The 17,660-nt window shown below is 62.1% G+C and carries 20 protein-coding genes; 13 read left to right on the forward strand and 7 right to left on the reverse strand.

From position 1 onward, the window contains the following. Positions 1-50 precede the first annotated feature (50 nt). Positions 51-1,541: a malate dehydrogenase (quinone) gene (mqo, locus tag ACWPW0_RS05575; protein WP_447589770.1), complete on the forward strand. Its 1,491-nt coding sequence runs from the start codon at positions 51-53 to the stop codon at positions 1,539-1,541. A 110-nt stretch (positions 1,542-1,651) separates the two neighbouring features. On the opposite strand, the gene ACWPW0_RS05580 is transcribed toward mqo, so the two are convergent. Continuing rightward, complete coding sequence (locus ACWPW0_RS05580) at positions 1,652-1,885, reverse strand: hypothetical protein (protein WP_454254684.1); 234 nt, start codon at positions 1,883-1,885, stop codon at positions 1,652-1,654. A gap of 166 nt (positions 1,886-2,051) precedes the next feature. Here ACWPW0_RS05580 and ACWPW0_RS05585 point away from each other — a divergent pair, with 166 nt between their 5' ends. Further along, positions 2,052-2,636 carry a YajG family lipoprotein gene (locus tag ACWPW0_RS05585; RefSeq protein ID WP_447589774.1) on the forward strand — a complete coding sequence of 195 codons (585 nt, stop codon included), beginning with the start codon at positions 2,052-2,054 and terminating at the stop codon, positions 2,634-2,636. Positions 2,637-2,689: 53 nt separating this feature from the next. Here the strand turns inward: ACWPW0_RS05585 and ACWPW0_RS05590 are convergent, their stop codons facing one another. Beyond that, on the reverse strand, positions 2,690-2,896 hold the full coding sequence (locus ACWPW0_RS05590; protein WP_447589776.1) for a hypothetical protein: 207 nt from the start codon (positions 2,894-2,896) through the stop codon (positions 2,690-2,692). A gap of 213 nt (positions 2,897-3,109) precedes the next feature. On the opposite strand from ACWPW0_RS05590, the gene ACWPW0_RS05595 reads away from it, so the two are divergent. Next, complete coding sequence (locus tag ACWPW0_RS05595; RefSeq protein ID WP_447589777.1) at positions 3,110-3,400, forward strand: hypothetical protein; 291 nt, start codon at positions 3,110-3,112, stop codon at positions 3,398-3,400. Positions 3,401-3,459: 59 nt separating this feature from the next. Here ACWPW0_RS05595 and ACWPW0_RS05600 read toward each other — a convergent pair whose 3' ends face one another. Next, on the reverse strand, positions 3,460-4,626 hold the full coding sequence (locus ACWPW0_RS05600) for a 1-acyl-sn-glycerol-3-phosphate acyltransferase (protein WP_454256694.1): 1,167 nt from the start codon (positions 4,624-4,626) through the stop codon (positions 3,460-3,462). Between the two features lie 97 nt (positions 4,627-4,723). Here ACWPW0_RS05600 and ACWPW0_RS05605 point away from each other — a divergent pair, with 97 nt between their 5' ends. The 3 genes from ACWPW0_RS05605 to ACWPW0_RS05615 are packed head-to-tail and all read left to right on the forward strand — an operon-like array spanning position 4,724 to position 5,827. After that, positions 4,724-4,906, forward strand: coding sequence for a CPXCG motif-containing cysteine-rich protein (locus tag ACWPW0_RS05605; RefSeq protein WP_447589779.1), 183 nt, complete (start codon positions 4,724-4,726; stop codon positions 4,904-4,906). Further along, the gene (locus tag ACWPW0_RS05610; RefSeq protein ID WP_447589780.1) at positions 4,906-5,166 is read left to right on the forward strand and encodes a putative signal transducing protein; all 261 of its coding nucleotides are present in this window, start codon (positions 4,906-4,908) and stop codon (positions 5,164-5,166) included. The genes ACWPW0_RS05605 and ACWPW0_RS05610 overlap by 1 nt, the downstream gene beginning before the upstream one ends. 43 nt (positions 5,167-5,209) lie before the next feature. Then, positions 5,210-5,827 carry an SOS response-associated peptidase gene (locus ACWPW0_RS05615; protein ID WP_454254685.1) on the forward strand — a complete coding sequence of 206 codons (618 nt, stop codon included), beginning with the start codon at positions 5,210-5,212 and terminating at the stop codon, positions 5,825-5,827. 239 nt (positions 5,828-6,066) lie between these two features. On the opposite strand, the gene ACWPW0_RS05620 is transcribed toward ACWPW0_RS05615, so the two are convergent. Continuing rightward, the gene (locus tag ACWPW0_RS05620) at positions 6,067-6,978 is read right to left on the reverse strand and encodes a LysR substrate-binding domain-containing protein (RefSeq protein ID WP_454254686.1); all 912 of its coding nucleotides are present in this window, start codon (positions 6,976-6,978) and stop codon (positions 6,067-6,069) included. 108 nt (positions 6,979-7,086) lie between these two features. Here ACWPW0_RS05620 and ACWPW0_RS05625 point away from each other — a divergent pair, with 108 nt between their 5' ends. Beyond that, positions 7,087-8,199 (forward strand): S-(hydroxymethyl)glutathione dehydrogenase/class III alcohol dehydrogenase, encoded by a 1,113-nt coding sequence (locus tag ACWPW0_RS05625; protein WP_454254687.1) that lies wholly within the window; start codon positions 7,087-7,089, stop codon positions 8,197-8,199. A 112-nt stretch (positions 8,200-8,311) separates the two neighbouring features. After that, positions 8,312-9,157 (forward strand): S-formylglutathione hydrolase, encoded by an 846-nt coding sequence (fghA, locus tag ACWPW0_RS05630; RefSeq protein ID WP_454254688.1) that lies wholly within the window; start codon positions 8,312-8,314, stop codon positions 9,155-9,157. A 235-nt stretch (positions 9,158-9,392) separates the two neighbouring features. On the opposite strand, the gene ACWPW0_RS05635 is transcribed toward fghA, so the two are convergent. From ACWPW0_RS05635 to ACWPW0_RS05645, 3 genes are all read right to left on the reverse strand, one after another. Further along, complete coding sequence (locus tag ACWPW0_RS05635) at positions 9,393-11,816, reverse strand: TonB-dependent siderophore receptor (protein WP_454254689.1); 2,424 nt, start codon at positions 11,814-11,816, stop codon at positions 9,393-9,395. Between the two features lie 135 nt (positions 11,817-11,951). After that, complete coding sequence (locus ACWPW0_RS05640; RefSeq protein WP_454254690.1) at positions 11,952-12,911, reverse strand: FecR domain-containing protein; 960 nt, start codon at positions 12,909-12,911, stop codon at positions 11,952-11,954. Then, a complete protein-coding gene (locus ACWPW0_RS05645) occupies positions 12,908-13,438 on the reverse strand; it encodes a sigma-70 family RNA polymerase sigma factor (RefSeq protein WP_454254691.1) in 531 nt (176 codons plus the stop codon). Before ACWPW0_RS05645 ends, ACWPW0_RS05640 begins: the two co-directional genes overlap by 4 nt. Positions 13,439-13,568: 130 nt before the next feature. Between ACWPW0_RS05645 and ispF the strand changes: the two genes are divergently transcribed. From ispF to ACWPW0_RS05670, 5 genes are all read left to right on the forward strand, one after another. Then, positions 13,569-14,042, forward strand: coding sequence for a 2-C-methyl-D-erythritol 2,4-cyclodiphosphate synthase (ispF, locus tag ACWPW0_RS05650; RefSeq protein WP_447589795.1), 474 nt, complete (start codon positions 13,569-13,571; stop codon positions 14,040-14,042). After that, on the forward strand, positions 14,039-15,097 hold the full coding sequence (gene truD, locus ACWPW0_RS05655) for a tRNA pseudouridine(13) synthase TruD (protein WP_454254692.1): 1,059 nt from the start codon (positions 14,039-14,041) through the stop codon (positions 15,095-15,097). Before ispF ends, truD begins: the two co-directional genes overlap by 4 nt. Next, positions 15,085-15,834, forward strand: coding sequence for a 5'/3'-nucleotidase SurE (gene surE / locus ACWPW0_RS05660; RefSeq protein ID WP_447589799.1), 750 nt, complete (start codon positions 15,085-15,087; stop codon positions 15,832-15,834). Before truD ends, surE begins: the two co-directional genes overlap by 13 nt. 35 nt (positions 15,835-15,869) lie before the next feature. Further along, positions 15,870-16,505, forward strand: a complete 636-nt coding sequence (locus tag ACWPW0_RS05665; protein ID WP_454256695.1) for a protein-L-isoaspartate(D-aspartate) O-methyltransferase — start codon at positions 15,870-15,872, stop codon at positions 16,503-16,505. Positions 16,506-16,657: 152 nt separating this feature from the next. Beyond that, positions 16,658-17,506 (forward strand): peptidoglycan DD-metalloendopeptidase family protein, encoded by an 849-nt coding sequence (locus ACWPW0_RS05670; protein WP_454256696.1) that lies wholly within the window; start codon positions 16,658-16,660, stop codon positions 17,504-17,506. Positions 17,507-17,660: the final 154 nt, after the last annotated feature.

Here is a 17,660-nt window from a genome sequence, read left to right on the forward strand (position 1 = left end):
CAAAAGGTCGTTGTCATCGATTTGGTACTGCAGATCTTGGAGAAGCGTTAATGACGCAAAACAATCACGAAACGGTGGACGTGCTGCTGGTCGGGGCCGGCATCATGAGTGCCACCCTGGCGGTATTGCTCAAGGAGCTCGATCCCGGCCTCACACTGGAAATCGCCGAGCTGCGCGAATCCGGGGCCATCGAAAGCTCCAACCCGTGGAACAACGCGGGTACCGGCCATGCCGGTTTGTGCGAACTGAACTACACGCCGCAAGCGGCGGATGGCACGGTCGATATCAAGAAAGCCGTCACCATCAATACCCAGTTCGAAGTCTCCAAGCAGTTCTGGTCCTACCTGTGCGGCAAGAGCGCCTTCGGTTCGCCGAAGAGCTTCATCAACTCGGTGCCGCACCTGAGCTTCGTGCGTGGCGAGAAAGATGTCGCGTTCCTCAAGACCCGCCATGCCGCGTTGACCCAGCATCATGCTTTCGCCGACATGGCGTACACCGAAGACCAGGCCACCATGGCCGAGTGGATGCCGCTGATGATGCAGGGACGTGATGCCAATGAGCGCATCGCGGCGACCCGTGCGCTGAACGGTACCGATGTCAACTTCGGGGCACTGACCAATCAGTTGCTGCAGTACCTGGCCAGCCAGGGCGGCATCAACGTCAGCTACAACCAGAAGGTTACCGGCCTGACGCGCACCGAGGCGGGCTGGAGTGTACAGGTCAAGAACACCCAGAGCGGCGCGCTGCGCAATGTCTCGGCTCGCTTCGTGTTCCTCGGCGCAGGTGGTGGTGCACTGCCGCTGCTGCAGATGTCCGGTATCGAGGAAGGCAAGGGGTTTGGCGGTTTCCCGGTCAGTGGCCAGTGGCTGCGCTGCGACAACCCCGAGGTGGTCAAGCGCCACCAGGCCAAGGTTTACAGCCAGGCCGAAGTGGGTGCGCCGCCGATGTCGGTCCCGCACCTCGACACCCGTGTGGTCGATGGCAAGACGTCACTGCTGTTTGGCCCGTACGCCGGTTTCACCACCAAGTTCCTCAAGCACGGTTCGTTCCTCGACCTGCCGTTGTCGGTGCGTCCGAGCAACATCGGCCCGATGCTGGCCGTGGCGCGCGACAACATGGACCTGACTCGCTACCTGATCAAGGAAGTGATGCAGTCCCAGGATCAGCGTCTGGATGCCCTGCGCAAGTTCTACCCCGAGGTGAAAGCCGAAGACTGGCGCCTGGAAGTGGCCGGTCAGCGTGTGCAGATCATCAAGAAGGACGCCAAGAAGGGCGGTGTGCTGCAGTTCGGTACCGAACTGGTGGCTGCCGAGGACGGCACTATTGCCGCCCTGCTCGGCGCTTCGCCGGGGGCGTCGGTCACCGTGTCGATCATGCTCAACCTGATCGAGCGCTGCTTCGCCGAGCAGGCGCGTAGCGAGCAGTGGACCAGCAAACTGAAGGAAATCTTCCCGGCGCGTGAGCATGCTCTGGAAGAAGATGCCGCGCTGTATCGCGAAGTCAGCACGCAGAGCACCGCAAGGCTGCAGCTGGACGCGTGATGTGAATGTGGTACAGAAAACCGCCCTTCGGGGCGGTTTTTTATGGCCTGCCATTTACGGCTGCCACCCTTCGGACGGTTGTCGTGCGACGTAATAGATTTCCCGGGGCTTTATGCTGCCAGCAGCGGGCGGCGAGCTGGCTCGAGGTTGCCGGGCTGAACCAGCATGCCATATGGCAGCGTCTGGCCCAGCCAGTGTGGGCGTATTTCACAGACTTCGACCCAACCGGCATGGAGGGGTACCTCCCGGCATTCACGCAGGGCGCGACAGTGTCCGTTGCTGTCGAGCAGGGCGAAGCAACGCATTTTCGGGCGCAGGGTGAGCAGGTTCCACAAACGCATCATCGGAGTGTCCTCGGGATCGGCCAAACCCTTATCGCAGGCTTGGGTGACAAGGGCGTGACAGGAACCTGCGAGGGGGCTGACGGTCAGAAAAACCAGCTGTCAGGTGCGGATGACGCTGGTTATACTGCCGGCCATTTCCTGACCCCACCTTTTGGAGAGATCAAGCATGATGAACCGTGCTCTGCTCGGCCTGATCGCCCTGCTCGGCCTGACGTTGGTCGGCTGTGCCCACAGCCCGCAACAACTCAAGCCGCAACCCAAACTCACGTCTTCACTGGTCGCGGTTGGCCAGGGGCAGCCAGTGGTCGTACGCGTAGCCGATGGGCGTCAGTCGCCTAACCTGGGCACCCGTGGCGGTCTGTATCCGGAAACTAGCTCGATCATCGTTCAAGGCCAGGACATCCTGCCGCGCCTGCAGGCCGAAGCCGAGGCCGCCGTGCGACTGCTGGGCTTCACTCCGAGCCCGAATGCCTACAACGCACCGCAACTGACCCTGACTCTCGCCGAGCTGAAATATCAGTCGCCGAAGGAGGGGATGTATGTGACCGAAGCTGACATCAGTGCCAGCTTCCGTGTAGATGTGCAGAACAGCAGCCGTCGCTACACCGGCCGTTACGGTGCCTCGCTGAACCAGCGTTTTGGCATGGCGCCGAATCAGGAGACCAACACTAAACTGGTCACTGACGTACTCAGCGATGCCCTGACTCGCGCCTTCAAGGATCCGACCGTAGGGCAGATCCTCTCGCAGTAAGCGTGACGCAATAAAAAGCCCGGCCTGAGCCGGGCTTTTTTGTTTGTGCGCGCTCAGGCGGCTTGCTGGTAGAACTGCGGCAGACTGATCCCCGTGTCGGGGTCGTTCTCGGGCAGTTCCGGGTGGTCGTGACCACCGAGGGCGCAATAGACCAGCCAGTGAGTATCCTGGACATTGATGGCAAAGGCGCCGACCAGCGCTTGCTGCTCATCGTTGTGGGCGATTCGATAGAGGTGATCCTGAACCTGGGCGTGCAACATGACTGGGGTCCGTACCTGGAAAAGGCGGCAGTCTGGCAGGCCCTTCTTACAGCCAGATGACGGCGAACCGGCATTCGTCGGAATCGGCAGCGGCGCCTGAAACGCTCCGGTAGACTCCGCCCGCGCGTTCGCCCGCTCCTGGTGAATTGCACTGTCTAAACGTTTCCCTGCCGTCTGCGGCTTCGCCTGCGGTCGGCTTCCATGCAGAGGTTGATGATGTCGCTGCAGGCGTTCTGGTCCTTGTTTCAGCTTCACCCCGCGCAGGTTATCAATGCGTTGGCACTGTTTTTCGCCGCAGCCGGAAGTTGGCTGCTGATTGCGACCCGAGTGCGTGAGCAACGTGCTGTCGCGACCCTGGCCGGGCAGCCTGTAATGGCGGATATGGACGAGCCCGCGAGCCTGCAGGATGAGCGCACCCAGCGCCTCAACCGATTCTTCTACCGGTTCGCGGCGGCCACGTTGAGTGCCGCCGTGCTGCTGTCCTGGTTCAGTACCCGATTCTGACGCTGGTGCCGGAGGCGTGCGGTGTCGCGCACGCTCCGGTTATCTGACCAATCGGTTGCTTAGAGCGGTATGCCAGCCTTGATCCGGTATTGATTGCGTACCGGCATGGCGTACTGCTGGATCAGCCAGGGGCGCTGCTCGGCGGGGCAGGCGTCCAGCCGGCGTTGCCATTCGCCACGTGCCTTGGTCAGCTCCGCTGCCGGGAACAACTGATCGATTGCCGGTACATCCAGTTCGACGCAGCGCTCGCTCCACTGGGCATAGGCCAGATAGTGCACGGGGAACAGCCGGTAGCCGGTGAGGATTTGCTGGTCGAGCAGGGTCGCCAGTTGCTTGCTGTCTTCGAAGCCGTCGAGCTGCGGCGCGCCGAAGTGGATATGCACGCGACCTTTGTAGCCAGTGATGCCGAGCGCGATGCTGGCATCGTCTTCGCCAGGCGCCTTCTCGTAGCTGCCCGTGGTGGCGCGTATGGTCAGTTCCCGTGCCTTGGCCTGGTCGCAGGGATCGTATTCGTAACTGATCGACACCGGGATTGGCTTGAGCGAGCGCAATACCTCGGCGAAGGGTTCGTCCTTGCGGCTCATGTGGAACATCTTGAGGATCGCCGAGTCGGTGCGGTCGTCACCGTCCTTGGCACGCCCTTCGGCCTGGGCGATCCAGATGGACTGCCCGTCCACGCGGATGGAGTGATTGATGTAGGCCGACAGCAACTGGAAGGCGGCCAGCTTCTCGCGGCGACCGGCCAGGTTGCGATGCACGATGAAGCTCTTGTTCAGGCGCATCAGGTCGCTGACGAAGGGGCGCTGTAGCAGGTTGTCGCCAATCGCGATGCGCGGTGTCGGCAGACCGGCGTGGTACACGGCGTAGTTGACGAAGGCCGGGTCCATGACGATATCGCGGTGGTTGGCGATGAACAGATAGGCGGTTCCCGGGATGAGCTGCTCCAGGCCGGAATAGGTCACGCCATCGGTTGCACGCTCGATGGTGCGGTCGACATAGAACTCGATCTTGTCCTGCAGGGCTTCGACTGTTTCGATGCCCGCGACCTGCTGACGTAGCCGATGGGCTATAAGAGGTTTGAGCAACCAGCCGAATGGCCCCGCCAGGCGCGGGAAACGGAAACGCGTGAGCGTGCCGAGAAACGTCGGGTCGTTCAGCAGGCGAGCGATGACGGTGGGGACTTCTTGATTGTTGTAAGGTCGGATGGAATCGAATTCGCCCATCATGTTCTCGTGGTTCTGCAGCGCGCGGTGAAAGGAGGTAGCCCGCATAGGGCCTGCAATAGACCGGAGATTGTACCCGCAAGTCACAATGGAGGTCGCGATGCTGGAGACACAGGCGTATCAATGTCCGTACTGCGGTGAACAGGTCGATACATTGCTCGACCTGTCGGCGGGGGATCAGGCGTATGTCGAGGATTGCCCGGTGTGCTGTAGGCCGATCCTGTTCGACTTGCGCACCGATGGCGTGGAATGGTCGGTGGATGTACGTCGGGAGGACGATTGATGCAGCGTATCTATGAGCCACAGGACCTGATCGAAGGCGAACTGCTGCTGGCCATGCTTGCCAGTGAAGGTGTCGATGCCCACCTGACCGGCAGTCATCTGCTCGGTGCCCTCGGCGATTTGCCGGCCTTTGGTTTGCTCGGTCTGCTGGTGGAGAACGAGGACGCCGAGCGCGCACGGCAACTGATCGCCGCGTACAATGCCGCCGCGCCGGTGCCGGGAGATGAGCCCGAGGAGCATCCTGGCACCTTGCTGTGCTGATACGCACAGTGTCTTTTTGCCTTTCCTGACGAGTCTGTGTGCTATGAGTGGCCGCTTTGCCCTGTTTCGCTGGTCGCCCAGCTTGTCGGCGTTGCCTGGTTTTCCGGTCGGACAGGCGCCGCACTGGAACCTGGCGCCTGGCGCCCAGGTGCTGTTTCTGCGACAGGTGGAAGGCGAGCTCCAGGCGGCCAGTGGCCGCTGGGGGCTGACGCCGGCCTGGCTCAATGACCTGTCGAAATCACCGTCGCACGCCCGCGCGGAAACCCTCAGCGAACAGCCGATGTTCCGCGAGGCCTTTCGTCAGCGACGCTGCCTGCTGCCCGCCAACGGTTTCTATGAGTGGCGCGGTACCCAGCGCAAGCGACCATTCTGGCTAACCGGCGAAGAGAGCCTGTTGCACTTCGCTGGTTTGTGGGAGGCCTATCCGGCTGGCGACCATGTTTACCTGAGTGTGGCGATGATCACCCAGGCGGCGGCTCATCTACGCCGGCCCGTGATGCTCGATGCCGAGCAGCAGCGTGCCTGGCTGGCCGACGATACGCCCATGGCGCACTTGCAGACGTTGCTGTTGACCCCAACCCCGCCACTGCGTGAGCGAGTACTGGCCAATCTGGTCAACGATCCCACACTGGATGCCCCGGAGTGCTTGACTCCGGCATGAATTCCAAGCGCCCAGCGGTAAAGCCGTTGCCATGATAGGAACCCTGCGCCAGGGGGTGTTGCTGTTTCGACATGGATGGCCGGATTGAGGCAGTTGCGGACGTTCGACCTTTGCGTTTCATGACGCGCCAGTTGGTGGGCTGAAGCCCACCTTACAGAGTTATGCCGTCGCGTAGGGTGGGCTCCAGCCCACCAATTGCGGTGTCCGTTTGTGCCTGTGGAGGCATCCGATTCAATGAGCTAAAGCGAAACGGCAACAGCCCCAGGTTGATACTCCGGCCGCTGCGCCAACCCCTCCTTGAGCAGGTCGACCAACTGCCTCACCTTGGGCGAGAGGTGGCGTTGTTGCGGGTAGAGCGCCCAGACCGCGGTATGGGGTGGGCGATGCTGGGGCAGCAGGTCGATCAGTGCGCCACTGTGCAGGTGCGTCTGCACGTAGTAGTCGGGTAACTGGCACAGGCCAAAGCCCCGCAGCGCCGCGTCGAGCACTGCCTCGCCGCTGTTGCAGCGCCAGTTGCCCTGCACCCGCAGGGAGATTTCCCGGTCGTTCTGCTGGAAGCTCCAGTGATCGCTGCTGCCGACCAGGCAGTTGTGCCGTGCCAGTTCCGACAGGCTGTGTGGCCTGCCGTAGCGTTCCAGGTACAGCGGTGCCGCACACAGGTGCATGACCCGCGGCGCCAGGCGCGTAGCTACCAGACGCGAGTCCTGCAGGCGGCCGAGGCGGATCGCCAGGTCCATGCCGCCATGCAGCAGGTCGAGGGTCTGGTTGCTCAACTCGATCTCCACACGCAGTTGCGGATGACGCTGCATGAAGTCGTTGACCAGCGGCACGATGAAGCGCTCGCCATAGGCCACGGCGCAGGTCATGCGCAGCAGGCCCTTGGGCTCGTCAGCCAGGTCGCCGACGGCGCGCAGCGCTTCTTCGCGGGCATCCTGCAGGCGCAGGCAATGCTGCAGGAATGTCTGCCCGGCTTCGGTCAGCACGACCTTGCGGGTGCTGCGGTAGAACAGCCGGGTCTGCAGGTGCTCTTCCAGCTTGGCGACCTGACGGCTGACCTGCGAGGACGACAGGCCCAGGTGAGTAGCGGCGGCGGTGAACTGGCCGCATTCGGCGACGGCGACGAATTCGTCCAGGCCTTCCCATCGGTTCATAGCGGTTGATTATCCCCAGTTGGCAATAATGTTTTGCCTTTCCAGGGATTATTCACCAAAACGCGGTGATCTACACTGCGCGCCATATCCCATCCACTGGAGAACCTCATGATCAAGTCCCGTGCAGCCGTGGCTTTTGCCCCCAACGAACCGCTGAAGATCGTCGAAGTGGATGTGGCCCCGCCGAAAGCCGGTGAGGTGCTGGTACGCATCGTCGCCACCGGCGTTTGCCACACCGATGCCTACACCCTGTCCGGCGCCGATTCCGAGGGTGTGTTCCCGGCGATCCTCGGTCACGAGGGCGGCGGCATCGTCGAGGCCGTGGGCGAGGGTGTGACCTCGGTACAGGTTGGCGACCACGTGATCCCGCTGTATACCGCCGAGTGCCGCGAGTGCAAATTCTGCAAGTCCGGCAAGACCAACCTGTGCAGCTCGGTGCGTGCCACCCAGGGCAAGGGCCTGATGCCCGACGGCACCAGCCGCTTCAGCTACAACGGCGAGCCGATCTACCACTACATGGGCTGCTCGACCTTCTCCGAATACACCGTGCTGCCGGAAGTGTCGCTGGCGGTGATCCCCAAGGAGGCGCCGCTGGAGAAGGTCTGCCTGCTCGGCTGCGGCGTCACCACCGGCATCGGTGCGGTGCTCAACACGGCCAAGGTCGAGGAGGGTGCCACGGTAGCCATCTTCGGTCTCGGCGGCATCGGCCTGGCGGCGATCATCGGGGCGAAGATGGCCAAGGCGTCGCGCATCATCGCCATCGACATCAACCCGGCCAAGTTCGACGTGGCTCGCGAGTTGGGCGCGACCGACTTCGTCAATCCGAAGGACCATGACAAGCCGATCCAGGACGTGATCATCGAACTCACCGACGGCGGCGTCGACTACAGCTTCGAGTGCGTCGGCAACGTGCAGCTGATGCGCGCGGCGCTGGAATGCGCGCACAAGGGCTGGGGCGAGAGCGTGATCATCGGCGTCGCTGGCGCGGGCCAGGAAATCAGCACCCGCCCGTTCCAACTGGTGACTGGTCGCGTCTGGCGTGGCTCGGCGTTTGGCGGCGTCAAAGGCCGTACCGAGCTGCCGAGTTACGTGGAGAAATCGCAGAAGGGCGAGATCCCGCTGGATACCTTCATCACCCACACCATGGGCCTGGAGCGGATCAACGAAGCCTTCGACCTGATGCACGAAGGCAAGAGCATCCGCACTGTCATCCACTACTGATCCGTAGGGTGGACAAGGCGGCCCTCCCGGTCGCTTGTCCGCCTTGTCTGGTGGAAAACGCCTCGCGGTTTTCCACGGGGCGGCCTTCCACCCTACGCGATAGGAGTTTCACGTGACCCTCGAAATCGTATCCAGCAACAAGAGCGTTGGCGGCTGGCACAAGCGCTACCGGCATCGCTCGACGGCTCTCAACTGCGACATGGTGTTCGCCGTGTATCTGCCGCCGCAGGCTGAGCAGGGCGCCAAGTTGCCAGTGTTGTACTGGCTCAGCGGCCTGACCTGCACCGACGAGAATTTTATGCAGAAAGCTGGTGCCCAGCGCATGGCGGCTGAGCTCGGCCTGATCATCGTCGCACCGGATACCAGCCCGCGCGGTGAAGGCGTACCAGACGACGCCAATGGCGCCTATGACTTCGGTCTGGGTGCCGGCTTCTATGTCAACGCCACCCAGGAGCCCTGGGCACGGCATTATCGGATGTACGACTACGTGGTGCAGGAGCTGCCGGCGCTGGTCGAGGCCAATTTCCCGGTTTCGACCAGGCGCGGTATTTCCGGCCACTCCATGGGTGGCCATGGCGCGCTGATCTGTGCCCTGAAAAATCCGGGACGCTATCAATCCGTGTCGGCCTTCGCGCCGATCGCCAACCCGCTCAGCTGCCCATGGGGCGAGAAGGCGTTGGCCAACTACCTAGGTGACGACCGCTCGCGCTGGCGCGAGTGGGATGCCAGCTTGCTGATCGCCGAGGCCACGGAAAAGCTGCCGATCCTGGTGGATCAAGGGGATCGTGACGACTTCCTCGAGGGCCAGCTCAAGCCACAGGTGCTGGAAGCTGCCGCCAAGGCTGCCGGGCATCCACTGACCTTGCGTCTGCAGCCGGGCTACGACCATAGCTACTACTTCATCGCCAGTTTTATCGAGGACCACCTGCGCCACCATGCCCAGGCACTCAACAACTGAACGTGATGGTGCAGACCAGAAAAATGCCCCGCTTGTGCGGGGCATTTTTTATTGTGCTGTGCGCCTGTAGGGTGGGTCGCGCCTCATCGATCCGCCATAAATGGTGGGTGGAAAAAGCGTCATCCATCGTGAAAACTGAGCGGATTATGGGCTCACGTTTCAGTGCGGGAGGCGATCACTCAGAAGACCGTGAACGAAAAGCCCCGCATTAGCGGGGCTTTCTATTCGGTTTGGCTCAGAAGTCCCAGCGGGTGCTGAACATGACATTACGTGGATCGCCGGAGTAGGCGGAGCGGTAGAAGCCAATGTTGGTGTAGTACTTCTTGTCCAGCAGGTTGTTCACATTGACGCTTGCCGACAGTTGTTCGGTGAGTTGATAGCGGGCCATCGCGTCTACCAGCCAGTAGGCGTCCTGGGTGAATTTCTCCCTGGTCTTTTTGCCTGGATTGTTGATCACCTGCCAGCTCTCGCTCTGCCAGCGGGCGCCGCCGCCCAGGGTGAGTTTGTCCAGAACACCGCCCAGGCGGTAGCTGGTGTAGAGCTTGACCTGATCCTGGGGTTCCCAGGTGGACACCTTGGCGCCGTGTTCGTCGCGGACGATCTTGTGGGTGTAGCCGGCTTGCAGTTGCCAGCCTGGGAGCAGTTCGCCGGAGATTTCCGCTTCATAGCCCTTGGTCTTGGCCTTGATGCCCAGATAAGGGTCCGGGTTCACCGATGCCACGGCATTGAGGTCGGACTCGGGACGATTGTCCTGGTGCACCTCGAAGTAAGCCAGGCTGGCGTTAAGTCGGCCCTGGAAGAACTCGGCCTTGATGCCGGCCTCGTAGTTTTGCCCTTCGTCCGGTTCCAGCAGCTTGTTCTGGGTGTCTCGGTAATAGGTTTGCGGCATGAAGATGTCGCTGTAGCTGGCGTACAGCGAGTAGTTCTCGTTGAGGTCGTAGGTCAGGCCGGCATAGGGCACCAGGCGGCCGGTCTCGACGCTCTTGTCGCTGCCGCTAAGGCGGTAGTCGGCCAAACGTGCACCCAATAGCAGCGACAGGGGTTCGCTCAGGCTGAAGCGGCTGGTCAGATACAGCGCGCTCTGCCGGGTAACCTCGTCGATACGTCGGCCCAGGGGGCCCCAGTCGGGCATGGGCACATTGCCGTTGAAGTTGTAGAAGTCGATGTCGTTGTCGAAGTAGGTGACGTTCCAGTAGTCCTTGCCCAGCCAGTGCGCGCGGGACGTCGAGGCACCGAGCACCAGCTCGTGCTGGCGGCCCAGCAGGCTGAAGGGGCCGCTGACATAGCCGTCGAGGGAGTTGCTGGTGGTTTCGCCGGTGTACTTGTTGGCGTACAGGCTGGCCAATCCGGTAGCCGGGTCGGGCGGGCTCTGCATCGAGCCCAGGGGCGCGTCGTAACCGTTGCGCTGGTAGTTGTACTGCAGTTTGCCGACCCAGTCGTTGTCGAAGCTGTGCTCCAGCGTGGCGAACAGGCTGTAGTTGTATTGCTGCCAGCTGCTCCATTTGGCGCCGTTGTTGAACGAGCGGGGCAGTGTGATGCGCTCGCCATTCTTGTCGAACAGCGGACGGCTGCCGGACCAGCCGGAACCCTTGGGGTCGTTGTTCTGGTAGTCGGCACCGACGCTGAGCAGCGTTTGCGGGCTCAGGTCGAACTCGAGAATGCCGTAGTAGACGCTGGTTTTACGCTCGTAGTGGTCCATGAACGAGTGCTCGTCCTGGTAGGCCGCTACGGCACGGCCGCGCACATTGCCACTGTCGGTCAGCGGCCCGGTGACATCGACCTGCGAGCGGTACTTGTCCCAGCTGCCGGCTCCCAGCTCGAGCTGGCCCTTGAACTCGTGGCCCGGTTTCTTGCGGATCAGGTTGATCACCCCGCCCGGGGCACCGGCACCTGAGAGCAGGCCCGGGGCACCTTTGAGGATTTCAACACGGTCGTAGATGGCCATGTCGCTGAGGGTATGGCCTGCCGAGTAGGCCGAGTTACGCAGCGTGGGGATGCCATCGTACTGGAAGTTGTCGATGGAAAATCCGCGCGAATAGTAGTTGGTCCGCTCACTGTCGTAGGTCGACACACTGATGCCGGGGGTATGGCGCATGACCTGGTCGATAGAGTCCAGGGCGAAGTCATCCATATGCTGGCGGGTGATCACGCTAATCGATTGCGGCGTCTGGCGTGGCGTCAGCACCAGGCGCGTCGCCGTGGCGATGGTGCCTGGTGTGTAGGAACCCGTACCTTCGGTGATGGTACCGAGCTGGTTACTGGTGATGCTGGTCGCTCCCAGTTCGAGAGCGCCTGTCTGGTCCAGGGCTGCCACCAGCGTGTAGCGGCCGTCATTCTCGCGCAGTACCTGCAGGCCACTGCCGACCAGCAGATGGCGCAGACCGTCCTCGACACTGAAGTGCCCGTTCAGCCCCTGGCTGACCTTGCCTTGTGTCAGGCCGGCATCGAACGACAGCACCACGCCGGATTCGGCGGCGAAGCGGGTCAGTACCCTGCCGAGGTCATCCTGCTGCAGATGGTATTCACGCACGTCCGATTCAGCGTGAGCAGCGAGTGGAGCGGCGAGGGGTAACAACAGGGTGGAGCAGAACAGTACGTGGCGAATGCCGGTGCTGAGTCGTGAGGGGGTGAAAGCCGAGGTGCGGCGGGCGGACTTCATATCGCGTTCTCTTTGGAGTTGGCAGAGGGGCGGCGCAGGGCCGTTCTCCATAAGTCGAACGAGAAAGAGAAGAAATATCATTTGCGCCGAAAAATAATTGGCGATCTATTGAAAAAGGCTTGTTGCGGCTGCGCCCTAGACCGGGCGCACGGTGATCCAGTAGCGCGTTCTTTCCTCGACGCGTACGGGCAGGGCGCTGGTTACGGCACGCAGTGCCTGATCGGTATCGTCGAGACGGAAGGTGCCACTGATGCGCAGGTCGGCGATGGCAGGGTCGCAACGCAGCCAACCTGAACGATAGCGGCCAAGTTCTGCGAGGAAGTCGCCCAGGCGCTGCTCGTTGGCAATCAGCAGGCCCTGGCTCCAGGCGCCCTGGCTGCTGTCCAGCGTCTGCTGGGTGCACGCCTTTGCCGAGAGCTGGCCTTGCTGGCCGGCGCCGAGCAGGGTGGGTGCGCCCTGTAGCGGCGTGACCTGTACCTGATGTTCATAAACGGCAACCTGGGTGTGTTCAGCGCTCAGGTGCACGGAGAAGCGCGTGCCCAGTGCGCGAATCGTGCCGTGTGGCGTGCGTACCAGAAACGGTCGACCGGCTTGGTCCGTGGCTGTGCTGACCATGATCTCGCCTTGGCGCAATGCGAGCAGCCGTTGCCGAGCGTCGTACTGCACGTCGATGGCGCTGCTGGTGTTGAGTTGCACCTGGCTGCCATCGGCCAGGGTCAGTGGCAATCGCTGACCCACGGTGCTGCGGTAGTCCGCCAGCCAATGCTCGCTGCGTGCCTGCTGATAACCCGTCCAGCCGACCGCACCGCTGCCAATGAGCAGGGTGATGCCCTTCAGAACGCTGCGGCGATTGGTGCTGCGCGCCTGGTCGGCGAGATCGAGCGTGCGGCCTGTCAGGTGCGTGGGCAACTGTTGCAGGCGCTGCTGCAGACGCTCGGCTTGCTGCCAGGCCCAGTGATTGAGGGGTTCGGTATTGAGCCAGGCTTGCCAGGCGTCCCGATCAGCCGGGTCTGTCGTACCGGCATTCAGGCAGACATACCAATGGGCCGCTTGCTCCAGCGCCGCACGCTGGCGGGCGTCGAGCGAGACGCTCACAGCCCGGCCTCCAGGTTGTGCAGCATGCAATGGTGCAGGGCCTTGGCGATGTAGCGGTTGACGGTAATCAGCGACACATCGAGCGTTTCGGCGATGGCCTTGTAAGGGATGCCCTCGAGCTGCGAGAGCAGGAACGCCTTGCGCACCTTGGGGCCAAGGCCGGCAAGCATGGCGTCCAGTTCGCAGAGGGTTTCCAGCAGGATGACACGGGTTTCCGGTGAGATGTCCTCGGCTTCCGGTTGTTCGGCCAGTGCCTGCAGCCAGGCCCGCTCCAGACGAGCACGACGGAAGTGATCGATCATCAGGCGGCGCGCGATGGTCGCCAGGTAGCCGCGTGGCTCACGCACGACTTCCAGCTTTCCGGCCGCATTGTCCGCGCTCAGCACTCGCACGAAGACATCCTGGACCAGATCAGCCGCCAGATCCCGGCAATCGACGCGCGGCCGCAGCCAGCCGAGCAGCCAGCGGTGATGATCCTGATAGATCCTGCTGACCTGGTCGTGTAGGGCAGGCGGATGGCTAGACATGCTGAGGTTATGTTTCAAATGGGAATATTTATCATTCTACGGATTGGATAAGGCTGGAGGCAAGTCTGCGCCAGCGGGACCGGGGCAATGCTTTCGGTTAGAATCCGGACTTTTTCCAGGACACGTGCTCATGCGCATTGGCCACGGCTACGACGTTCACCGCTTCGGCGAAGGCGATTTCATCACCCTGGGCGGCGTTCGGATTGCCCATAAATATGGTCTGGTTGCTCATTCCGATGGTGACGTGCTGCTGCATGCCTTGAGCGATGCCTTGCTCGGCGCCTTGGCGCTGGGGGATATCGGCAAGCATTTCCCCGACACCGATCCGACCTTCAAGGGCGCCGACAGCCGGGTGTTGCTGCGCCACGTGTATGGCCTGGTAGAGGCCAGGGGCTGGGTGATCGGCAATGTCGACGCCACCATCATCGCCCAGGCGCCCAAGATGGCTCCACACATCGAGAGCATGCGCACGTTGATTGCGGCTGACCTGCAAGTCGAACTGGATCAGGTCAACGTCAAGGCCACCACGACCGAAAAGCTCGGCTTTACCGGGCGTGAGGAAGGTATCGCGGTACACGCCGTAGCCCTGTTGGCCAAGGCATGAACGAACTGCAACTGCTGGGTCCGCACGCCCATGGCGAGATCGTCGCGCGCGCGGTGCTGAAAGCCACGGCCGAAGATTTCCAGGTCGATGAAGTGCTGGATATTCCTCTTTCCGGGCAGGGGGAGCACCTCTGGCTGTGGGTGGAAAAGCGCGGCTTGAATACCGAGGAAGCCGCCCGGCGTCTGGCGCGTGCGGCTGGTGTCTCGCAACGCAATATCAGCTATGCCGGCTTGAAAGATCGCCAGGCCCTGACCCGCCAGTGGTTCAGCCTGCACCTGCCGGGCAAGGCCGATCCCGAGCTGAGTGGCGCCGAAGGGCACAGTCTGAGCATCCTCAAGACCGCTCGTCATTCGCGCAAATTGCAACGCGGCGCGCATTCGGCCAATGGTTTCACCTTGCGCCTGACTCAGTTCGAGGGCGACAAAAACGCTCTGGAGCAGCGCTTGCAGCAACTGGTTACGCAGGGCGTGCCGAACTACTACGGCCTGCAGCGCTTTGGCCATCAGGGCGGTAACGTGGTCGATGCACGTCAGTTCGCTGCACGGCATGAGTTGCCAGAGCAACGCAATGTGCGTTCGCGGCTGTTGTCTGCAGCACGCAGCTACCTGTTCAATCAATTGCTGGCCGAGCGTGTGGCAGCGGGCAACTGGAATCAGGCGCGAGTGGGTGACCTGTTGGCCTTTACCGACAGCCGCAGTTTTTTCATGGCGGGCGATGCCGAGTGCAGTGATCCACGCCTGGCCATTCTCGATCTGCACCCGACAGGCCCGTTGTGGGGGGCAGGTGAATCGCCCGCCGCCGGCGAGACGGGGCAACTGGAACAGTCCGTTGCGTTGCGCGAGCCGGATCTCGCGAACTGGCTGGCCGAAGCGGGCATGGCGCACGAACGGCGAATCCTGCGCCTCCCCATTGGCGGTTTGACGTGGCATTATCCCGAGCCTGACATTCTGCAACTGCAATTCGTCCTGCCGGCTGGATGCTTCGCCACCGTCGTGGTGCGCGAACTGGTTGAACTGCTGCCGACGGGACCGACGGAAAATCCATGCGAATTCTGATATCCAACGACGATGGGGTGCTGGCGCCCGGTATCGCCGCGCTGCATGGCGCGCTAGCCGATTATGCCGAGTGCGTGATCGTCGCGCCCGCCGAGGACCGCAGTGGCGCGAGCAGCTCGCTGACCCTCGATCGCCCGTTGCACCCGATGTACCTGCCCAACGGCTATATCAGCCTCAATGGCACGCCGACCGACTGCGTCCACCTTGGGCTCAACGGTTTGCTCGAACAGGTGCCGGACATGGTTGCCTCGGGCATCAACCTGGGGGCCAATCTGGGCGATGACGTGCTGTATTCCGGCACCGTGGCCGCGGCCCTGGAGGGACGTTTCATCGGGCGTCCGGCATTTGCCTTTTCGCTGGTTTCGCGACTGCCGGACAACCTGCCGACGGCGGCCTATTTCGCCCGCAAGTTGATCGAGGCGCATGCCGATCTCGATCTGCCGCCGCGCACGGTGCTCAACGTCAACGTGCCCAATCTGCCGCTTGAGCGTATTCGTGGCGTGCAATTGACCCGACTCGGGCACCGCGCACGTGCCGCAGCGCCCGTTAAGGCGGTCAACCCGCGCGGCAAGGAAGGCTACTGGATCTCGGTATCCGGCGATGCCGAGGATGGTGGGCCGGGCACCGATTTCCATGCCGTCATGCAGGGCTATGTGTCGATCACGCCGCTGCAGCTCGATCGCACCTTCAACGATGCCTTTGCCGGTGTGCAGGATTGGTTGGAGGGCTTGCTCTGATGCGTGGCCAGGACCATCAGCGCCACGGTATCGGCATGACCTCGCAACGCACCCGCGAGCGATTGATCGAGCGCCTGTACGAAGAAGGCTTGTCCAACCCGCACGTGCTCGAAGTGATCCGGCGTACGCCGCGTCACCTGTTCGTCGATGAAGCACTGGCGCATCGTGCCTATGAAGATACCGCCCTGCCCATCGGCCATAACCAGACCATTTCCCAGCCATACATGGTCGGGCGCATGACCGAGCTGTTGTTGGCGGCGGGGCCGTTGGACAAGGTATTGGAAATCGGCACCGGCTCCGGCTACCAGACCGCCGTGCTGGCGCAACTGGTTGAGCGGGTGTTTTCCGTGGAGCGTATCCAGGGGCTGCAGGACCGGGCCAAGGAGCGGCTGACCGAACTCAAACTGCGCAATGTTGTGTTTCGCTGGGGCGATGGTTGGGAAGGCTGGCCGGCGCTGGCGCCCTACAATGGCATTATCGTCACTGCTGCGGCGGCTGAAGTGCCACAGGCGCTCTTGGAGCAACTGGCTCCGGGCGGACGGCTGGTGATTCCGGTCGGCGCGGGCGATGTTCAGGAGCTGCTGCTGATCGTCCGTGAAGAGGACGGTTATTCCCGTCGCGTGCTCGATGCGGTGCGCTTTGTCCCGCTGCTCAATGGGCCATTGGCCTGAGCATGTCACGGATAATGCGGTCCTATTGATGCCTCGTCAGCCGCAATAGCGAGGCAGGCGCAGGCGTAAACGGCTGGCTCCGACGGATAAATCCGGCACAATAGCGCCTATTCTTCAAGAACAACCGGCACAGGGAGCACGGGTTGAGACTCATAGCCACACAGCAGCAGGATCGCTTTGCTGGTCTTTTCGGCCTCAGCACTTTGTTTATTGCCGCGTTGCTGGCGGGGTGTGCCAGCTCCCCACCCGGTGGTGTACAAGTCGTCGATCGTACGCATGCCGGTGCCCGGGCTACGCCACAGCGTCAGCCGGTTACCAGCGGCAGTTACCTGATTCAACGGGGCGATACGCTCTATTCGGTCGCGTTCCGTTTCGGCTGGGATTGGAAGGCGCTGGCTGCCCGTAACAATATTCCACCGCCCTACGTAATCCGTCCGGGGCAGGCAATTCGTTTCGATGTACCGGGCGGTGCCGCTGGTGTACCGCCTGTCATTTCGTCGGCACCGACAACGACTCCGCCACCGGCCACGCGGCCTCCCGTACAGACTTCTTCCGGGCAGACAGCGCCTGCCAACAAACCGCCCGTGGTCACTGCTCCGCCTGTCCAGGTGCCGCCCGCAGCGCGTTCGGTAAAGGGCTGGGCATGGCCCGCCAATGGCGTTCTGATCGGGAAATTCTCCTCAAACGGTAGTTTGAATAAAGGCATTGATATCGCTGCCGAATTGGGACAGCCTGTTTTAGCTGCGTCTGATGGCACCGTTGTGTACGCCGGAAGTGGATTACGGGGCTACGGCGAACTGGTCATCATCAAGCACAGTGATACCTATGTAAGCGCCTACGGCCACAACCGCAGGTTGCTGGTACGGGAAGGTCAGCAAGTCAAAGTCGGGCAAAGTATTGCCGAGATGGGTTCCACGGGGACCGACCGGGTGAAGCTCCATTTCGAGATTCGCCTCCAAGGTAAACCTGTGGATCCACTGCAGTATCTGCCTCGTCGCTGAGTCGCTGCCAACCTGTCCCGAACATGGGAAGAACGGGCTCAGGTGTTGCCAAGGATTTGTTCCTGCTTGTTGTTCCAGGGTGCAGTGAAGGCAACAGGTCTGTCATAGACGGGCTTGAGGAGCTGGATCTCCTTTGGTAGAGCTGGAAGGGGCG

This window comes from Pseudomonas sp. Marseille-Q8238 (genome assembly GCF_965111915.1).

Coding starts and splice junctions, on each gene's coding strand:
- ACWPW0_RS05665 (WP_454256695.1), top strand. CDS start 15,870: ATGACCTCGCAACGCACCCGCGAGCGATTGATCGAGCGCCTGTACGAA.
- ACWPW0_RS05625 (WP_454254687.1), top strand. CDS start 7,087: ATGATCAAGTCCCGTGCAGCCGTGGCTTTTGCCCCCAACGAACCGCTG.
- ACWPW0_RS05635 (WP_454254689.1), bottom strand. CDS start 11,816: ATGAAGTCCGCCCGCCGCACCTCGGCTTTCACCCCCTCACGACTCAGC.
- ACWPW0_RS05605 (WP_447589779.1), top strand. CDS start 4,724: ATGCTGGAGACACAGGCGTATCAATGTCCGTACTGCGGTGAACAGGTC.
- ACWPW0_RS05610 (WP_447589780.1), top strand. CDS start 4,906: ATGCAGCGTATCTATGAGCCACAGGACCTGATCGAAGGCGAACTGCTG.
- ACWPW0_RS05645 (WP_454254691.1), bottom strand. CDS start 13,438: ATGTCTAGCCATCCGCCTGCCCTACACGACCAGGTCAGCAGGATCTAT.
- ACWPW0_RS05585 (WP_447589774.1), top strand. CDS start 2,052: ATGATGAACCGTGCTCTGCTCGGCCTGATCGCCCTGCTCGGCCTGACG.
- ACWPW0_RS05590 (WP_447589776.1), bottom strand. CDS start 2,896: ATGTTGCACGCCCAGGTTCAGGATCACCTCTATCGAATCGCCCACAAC.
- ACWPW0_RS05595 (WP_447589777.1), top strand. CDS start 3,110: ATGATGTCGCTGCAGGCGTTCTGGTCCTTGTTTCAGCTTCACCCCGCG.
- mqo (WP_447589770.1), top strand. CDS start 51: ATGACGCAAAACAATCACGAAACGGTGGACGTGCTGCTGGTCGGGGCC.
- ACWPW0_RS05600 (WP_454256694.1), bottom strand. CDS start 4,626: ATGATGGGCGAATTCGATTCCATCCGACCTTACAACAATCAAGAAGTC.
- surE (WP_447589799.1), top strand. CDS start 15,085: ATGCGAATTCTGATATCCAACGACGATGGGGTGCTGGCGCCCGGTATC.
- ispF (WP_447589795.1), top strand. CDS start 13,569: ATGCGCATTGGCCACGGCTACGACGTTCACCGCTTCGGCGAAGGCGAT.
- ACWPW0_RS05580 (WP_454254684.1), bottom strand. CDS start 1,885: ATGATGCGTTTGTGGAACCTGCTCACCCTGCGCCCGAAAATGCGTTGC.
- ACWPW0_RS05615 (WP_454254685.1), top strand. CDS start 5,210: ATGAGTGGCCGCTTTGCCCTGTTTCGCTGGTCGCCCAGCTTGTCGGCG.
- truD (WP_454254692.1), top strand. CDS start 14,039: ATGAACGAACTGCAACTGCTGGGTCCGCACGCCCATGGCGAGATCGTC.
- ACWPW0_RS05620 (WP_454254686.1), bottom strand. CDS start 6,978: ATGAACCGATGGGAAGGCCTGGACGAATTCGTCGCCGTCGCCGAATGC.